This is a genomic window from Bacteroides sp. 1_1_30 (assembly GCF_020982715.1).
GTDB lineage: Bacteria > Bacteroidota > Bacteroidia > Bacteroidales > Bacteroidaceae > Bacteroides > Bacteroides xylanisolvens.
This window is the reverse complement of record NZ_JAJKHN010000152.1, coordinates 1-6,621: the sequence shown is the minus strand read 5'-3', so window position 1 is coordinate 6,621 and position 6,621 is coordinate 1. Positions and strand designations below refer to the sequence as shown.

Annotated in this window: 5 protein-coding genes; 4 read left to right on the top strand and 1 reads right to left on the bottom strand. The window is 43.7% G+C overall.

Annotation, left to right across the window (positions count from 1 at the left end; translation table 11 throughout):
* The first annotated feature begins 556 nt into the window (after positions 1 to 556).
* Both LPH68_RS25185 and LPH68_RS25180 read left to right on the top strand, forming a co-directional pair.
* Positions 557 to 988, top strand: a complete 432-nt coding sequence (locus LPH68_RS25185; RefSeq protein WP_008023057.1) for a hypothetical protein — start codon at positions 557 to 559, stop codon at positions 986 to 988.
* A 260-nt stretch (positions 989 to 1,248) separates the two neighbouring features.
* The gene (locus LPH68_RS25180) at positions 1,249 to 1,824 is read left to right on the top strand and encodes a porin family protein (RefSeq protein ID WP_055236012.1); all 576 of its coding nucleotides are present in this window, start codon (positions 1,249 to 1,251) and stop codon (positions 1,822 to 1,824) included.
* A gap of 8 nt (positions 1,825 to 1,832) precedes the next feature.
* Here the strand turns inward: LPH68_RS25180 and LPH68_RS25175 are convergent, their stop codons facing one another.
* Positions 1,833 to 1,985 carry a hypothetical protein gene (locus LPH68_RS25175; RefSeq protein ID WP_153882614.1) on the bottom strand — a complete coding sequence of 51 codons (153 nt, stop codon included), beginning with the start codon at positions 1,983 to 1,985 and terminating at the stop codon, positions 1,833 to 1,835.
* Positions 1,986 to 2,018: 33 nt separating this feature from the next.
* On the opposite strand from LPH68_RS25175, the gene priA reads away from it, so the two are divergent.
* Positions 2,019 to 4,475: a primosomal protein N' gene (gene priA / locus LPH68_RS25170; RefSeq protein ID WP_055236011.1), complete on the top strand. Its 2,457-nt coding sequence runs from the start codon at positions 2,019 to 2,021 to the stop codon at positions 4,473 to 4,475.
* A gap of 50 nt (positions 4,476 to 4,525) precedes the next feature.
* A complete protein-coding gene (locus tag LPH68_RS25165) occupies positions 4,526 to 6,322 on the top strand; it encodes a DUF4091 domain-containing protein (RefSeq protein ID WP_015531727.1) in 1,797 nt (598 codons plus the stop codon).
* The last annotated feature ends 299 nt before the right edge of the window (positions 6,323 to 6,621 follow it).

The following is a 6,621-nucleotide window of genomic DNA, read 5'->3' as shown; positions in this document are numbered from 1 at the left end:
AGAAGCCCGCCATTGACCTAAATTTTGTCAATGACGGACAACTTGCTATTTTTTGATTTTATTTCGAACTCACGTTATTTATTTCCATATTTCTGCTACCTTTCAAAAAAAACATATATCTTTGTCATACGCTTTCAGCCCATCAGCGTGATGAAACAGGCAGGAAGCGGTTTTTATTTCCTATATGGAGTAAAAGCGTATTATCTCTCACTTTCAGAAATAGCTAATTCAAACAGAGGGAGATGATACGGTAGATACTCCACGTGAACGGATGTATATCAACATATTCGTAAAAGATGTGTTATATATAAACGATTGACGTGGGTGTCTGCTGTTATCATTGTTCTCTGGTCGGTTTAGCTAGCCTTGAAAGTGGATAATGGTACAGCAGCATCTGCGTCTTTCTTGTATTCGGCCGGTTATCAATTACCCCACAATTTAACCTAGCCAATCTCCATCCGGCGGACTGCAAAAAGAGTGGATGCTCGTTGTGCTAATATACATGAATAAAACATTATTCATCCCTTATTGTATCACACATAAAAGAACAAACGCTATGGCACAATGGATTAGTATAGAAGAAGCGGCTGCAAAGTACGGATTCGAGACAGAATATATCTGGGTCTTGATAGAGATAAGAGAAATCATCGTGGACTACCAAAGAGCCGACATCGACATCATCGACGATGAAAGTATTCAGGATTTTATCAACCGGAATAAAAAGGGGATTACATTGATGTATATCGAAAAGTTGGAACGATATTGCATGGATAAATCTCAAGTCTGTTCAATATACGCATCACTTTTAGGCAAACAAGATAAGGAAATTACCATATATAAAGGAGCTAAATTTTTGTATGATGCACTGCAGAGCAAATGGTTGAAGCAATGTGACCGGATGCGGCATTTAGAAAAAGAACTTGCATTGGAGCAGACCACTTGCCGTACGTGTTGGCTGAAAAGGTTATGTATGATAATTAGGAAGTAAATTTGATTAACTATCATTTTTCCAATATTTATAGATGATAAATAGGATGAAAATTGAACTAATAAGAATTTCTTATTAGTCTGTGAGTGGTGGATGAAACTGATGCTCTATTGTAAGTTCAATCTTCAAAAGAGCAAATATAAATGTATGGGTGTCGGATTAAGTGAACAACAGCGACTTTGAGCGAACAAAAAACCGATAAATTGTGTTTATTTATTCTAATTATATATCTTTGTCCCGAATTATAAACACGTAAATTTATGAAAAAGATTTTTGGTGCTTTAATGATTGCCGTATGTATCGGTATGGCGATGCCTGCCCAGGCGCAAATACACTTTGGTGTAAAAGGAGGTTTGAACTTGTCGAAGGCGAGTTTCTCTAATGTGAGCGAAAACTTTAAGAAGGATAATTTTACCGGTTTCTTTATTGGTCCGATGGCCGAGTTTAATATTCCAATCGTAGGATTGGGAGTAGATGCTTCTTTGCTTTTTGCTCAAAGAGGTATAAAGGTTTCTGAAGGAAACGAGGATTTGACTATCAAGCAAAACGGTATTGATATTCCTGTAAACCTGAAATATACAATCGGTTTGGGAAGTATGGCCGGTATTTATCTTGCTGCAGGTCCTGATTTTTATTTCGATTTTGAAAAGAAGTCGGGAATTGATAAGAAGAAAGCGCAAGTAGGTATTAATGTGGGTGCCGGTTTGAAGTTGCTGAACCATCTGCAGGTAGGTGCTAACTACAATATCCCATTGGGCGACACTGCGGATATTGAAGGAACAGACGCTTCTTATAAGACTAAGACTTGGCAGGTATCTGTTGCCTATATTTTTTAAATAGTCTGTCATTTTACATCGTATATAAAAAAGAGTTTCCGGTGAACGGGAACTCTTTTTTTGTTCGGAGGCTGCCCTGTTGCAGCCTCGAAACTGTTTCTGCCCAATCCTGCCTTAAGAAGCGTTTTTCTTTTGAGTGTTCTCTCTTCCTTCTTTTTCATTCCCCATTTTTTTATTGTATTTTTGTACCTGCAATGAAAAAATATGTAGATGTCATATTACCGCTTCCGCTTCCGAAGAGTTTCACTTACTCTTTGCCGGACGAATGTGCGGAAGATGTGAAGATAGGCTGCCGTGTGGTAGTTCCTTTCGGGCGAAAGAAGTTTTATACGGCTATCGTCCTTAACGTTCATTATTGTGCTCCAACGGAGTACGAAGTGAAAGATATATCTGCATTGCTGGATGCTTCTCCCATTTTACTACCCGTTCAGTTCAAATTTTGGGAATGGATAGCCGATTACTATCTCTGTACACAGGGAGATGTGTATAAAGCGGCACTTCCTTCCGGCCTGAAGCTGGAGAGTGAAACGATTGTTGAATATAATCCCGATTTTGAGGCGGATGCGCCATTGCCGGAACGGGAACAACGCATTTTGGATTTACTTGCCGTAGATGCGCAGCAGTCCGTCACTAAACTGGAGAAAGACAGCGGCATAAAAAATATTCTTACTGCCATCAAGTCCCTGCTCGATAAAGAAGCCATTTTTGTAAAGGAAGAATTGAAACGCACTTATAAGCCTAAGACAGAGGCACGGGTGCGGCTTGCGGGTACGGCAGATGAAAAGCAACTCCATATTCTGTTTGATATTCTGTCTCGTGCTCCGAAGCAACTGGCGTTGCTCATGAAGTATGTAGAGTATTCAGGTATTTTAGGAACCGGAACTCCGAAAGAAGTCTCCAAGAAAGAATTGTTGCAACGGGCTAATGTGGCTCCTTCGGTACTGAACGGGCTGGTGGATAAGAAGATTTTCGAAATCTACTATCACGAAATCGGACGGTTGAATAAACAGGAGAAAGAGGTAGTCGAGCTGAACGCTTTGAACGAGTTTCAGCAACGGGCACATGATGAAATCGTTCAGTCTTTCCAGGAGAAAAACGTGTGTCTGCTTCATGGAGTAACGTCCAGTGGGAAGACGGAAGTGTATATCCATCTGATCGAAGAAACGATTCGTCAGGGAAAGCAAGTCTTATATTTGTTGCCGGAGATTGCCTTGACTACTCAAATTACAGAGCGTCTGCAACGGGTCTTCGGTGCTCGCCTGGGGATCTACCATTCTAAATTCCCCGATGCCGAACGGGTTGAAATCTGGCGGAAACAACTGGGAGAGAACGGGTACGATATTATCCTGGGTGTTCGCTCTTCCGTGTTTCTTCCTTTCCGAAATCTGGGATTGGTGATTGTGGACGAAGAGCACGAAAATACGTATAAGCAACAAGATCCCGCTCCCCGTTATCATGCCCGTAGCGCAGCGATTGTACTGGCTGCCATGTACGGAGCTAAAACTTTGTTGGGGACGGCTACTCCTTCTATTGAGTCGTGGCAGAATGCAGGGGAGGGGAAATATGGTTTTGTACAACTAAAAGAACGATATAAAGAAATTCAATTGCCGGAGATTATTCCGGTAGATATAAAGGAATTGCATCGCAAAAAGAGGATGGTGGGACAATTCTCACCGCTGTTGATACAATACATGAAAGAGGCTTTGGAACAAGAAGAGCAAGTGATTCTCTTTCAGAACCGTCGCGGGTTTGCTCCGATGGTGGAGTGTCGTACTTGCGGTTGGGTGCCCAAGTGTAAGAATTGCGACGTGAGCCTTACCTATCATAAAGGAATCAATCAGCTAACCTGTCATTATTGCGGTTATACCTACCAACTGCCGAAATCCTGTCCTGCCTGCGAAGGTACGGAACTGGTGAACCGTGGCTTTGGTACGGAAAAGATTGAAGATGACATTAAAATCCTTTTTCCCGAAGCGGCAGTGGCACGAATGGACTTGGATACCACACGCACCCGCTCTGCTTATGAAAAGATTATTGCGGATTTCGAACAGGGAAAGACGGATATATTGATCGGTACGCAAATGGTTTCAAAAGGATTGGATTTCGATCATGTCAGTATTGTAGGTATACTGAATGCCGATACGATGCTGAATTATCCGGATTTTCGTTCCTATGAACGGGCTTTCCAGTTGATGGCGCAAGTAGCGGGACGTGCCGGACGTAAGAACAAGCGGGGTAGGGTGGTGCTGCAAACCAAGAGCATCGAGCATCCTATCATTCATCAGGTCATTGCCAATGATTATGAAGACATGGTAGGCGGGCAGTTGGCGGAACGGCAGATGTTCCATTATCCTCCTTATTACCGGTTGGTATATGTTTATCTAAAAAATCATAATGAAGCGTTGTTGGAACAGATGGCGGCAGTGATGGCGGATAAGCTGCGGGCGGTATTTGGTAATCGGGTGTTGGGGCCGGATAAACCTCCTGTTGCCCGTATCCAAACGTTGTTTATCAAAAAGATTGTCGTCAAGATTGAGCAGAATGCTCCGATGGGACGTGCACGGGAGTTGCTGTTGCGCATCCAACGGGAGATGTTGGAAGATGAACGCTATAAATCTTTGATTGTCTACTATGATGTAGACCCTATGTGATTGAATATTTTCCCCCTAATAAAAACCTTTAATCATTTAATTAACTAACCATGAAACGACTTACTATTTTTTCCCTGACTTGTCTCTTTAGCGTAGGCGCAGTTTTTGCCCAGCAAGGAGTCACTCAATGTGGTGTTCCGACAGGACAACCGAAGTTCCCTTTACAGACTTATCAGGAATTGCCCGACCCTGCTGCGCCGTCTGATAAAGAATGGGCGGCAGTGACAATAACACAAGTGTCTTGGGGTACAACAGACGTCCGGTACGCAAAACACGGGCTTCCCCGGTTGAAGAACCAGCAAACGGTTGCTTTGAAAGGCTGGCGTGGTGAACGTGTGAACGCGCAAGCGGTTGTATGGACAGGTGTAGAACTGAAAGACCTGAATTTCAGCTTTGGTGATTTCAAAGACAAGAAAGGAAATGTTCTTCCCCAAGATGCATTCACCGGCGGTTTTGTTCGTTATGTGATGACGGACGAATTGAACAAAGACGGCAGAGGTGCCTGCGGACATCGGAAAGCGGTGGATTATGATTCATTATTGGTGGCCGATCCGATTGATACCAGTCTGAAAGCGATGGCTTTGCCTGCCCGCACAGTTCAACCTGTCTGGGTGCAATGTTGGATTCCTCAATCGGCTGTTCCCGGAACGTATAAAGGGGAGTTGCTAATCAACGACGGCTCTCGTTTGTTGCAACGCCTGAATCTGGAAATTACGGTTTCTTCCCGTGAACTTCCGGCGCCTTCGGAGTGGGCCTACCACTTGGATTTGTGGCAAAGTCCTTATGCAGTGGCACGTTACTATCAGGTTCCTCTATGGAGTCAGGAGCATTTAGACGCCATGCGTCCTTTGATGAAAATGCTGGCAGACGCCGGACAAAAGATTATCACGGCTACTTTGATGCACAAACCCTGGAACGGTCAGACGGAAGATTATTTTGATACAATGGTTACCTGGATGAAACGGGCGGACGGCACATGGTCTTTCGACTATACCATTTTCGACCGTTGGGTAGAATTTATGATGAGTGTGGGCATTGACAAACAGATCAACTGTTATTCAATGGTTCCCTGGGAGTTGTCATTCCAGTATTACGACCAGGCAACCAACTCGCTGAAATTTGTGAAAACAGCACCGGGCGAGGAGGCTTACGAAGAAATGTGGGTAGCAATGCTTTCGTCTTTCTCCAAGCACCTGAAAGAAAAAGGATGGTTCGATATCTGTGCTATTGCAATGGATGAACGTCCGATGGAAGTGATGCAGAAGACCTTGAAGGTGATTCGTAAAGCAGATCCGGATTTCAAAGTTTCGTTGGCAGGAAATTACCATGCGGAGATTGAGCCCGATCTATATGATTACTGTATCGTAATCGGACAGAACTTCCCCGAAGAAGTACGTCTCCGCCGTGCGGCAGAGAACAAACGTACCAACTATTACACCTGCTGTACGGAAGCTCACCCCAATACATTTACTTTTTCCGATCCTGCAGAAGCTGTCTGGATAAGTTATTATTCTTCTAAGAAACACCTGGACGGTTATTTGCGTTGGGCATACAACAGCTGGCCATTGGAACCGCTGCTCGATTCCCGTTTCCGCAGTTGGGCAGGTGGAGATACGTATCTTGTATATCCGGGAGCCCGTAGCTGTATCCGTTTCGAACGCTTGATTGAAGGAATTCAGGCGCACGAGAAGATAAATATCCTCCGTCAGGAATTTGAGAAAAAGGGAAATAAAGCCGGATTAAAGAAAATAGAGAAAATGCTTGCTCCGTTCAACTTGGGTAGTATGCCGGAAACCCCGGCAGCAGTAACCGTGAACCGGGCAAATCAAATATTGAACTCATTGTAAATGATTGTTCGTTAAATGGGAATTTAGGGGCGTAGCGCCCCAACAAGGTTTCCATTCGGCATGTTATCGTTTTAGACATACCCTAAAGGGTGGAACTGTATCTCTTTCAGGGAATACCGAATGGAAACCTTGCTCCGGCGCTAGCCGGTAAATGGGAATTTATCGGTTAAATGAGAATTTATCGGTTAGGCTGAAAGCCTTACAATTATATATTTATTGGGGTGCCCTGAAAGGGCTTAATTATATAGCGTAGGGCAACGCCCTACGAAAAAAACACACCAGCCACAAGCCCTGAAAGG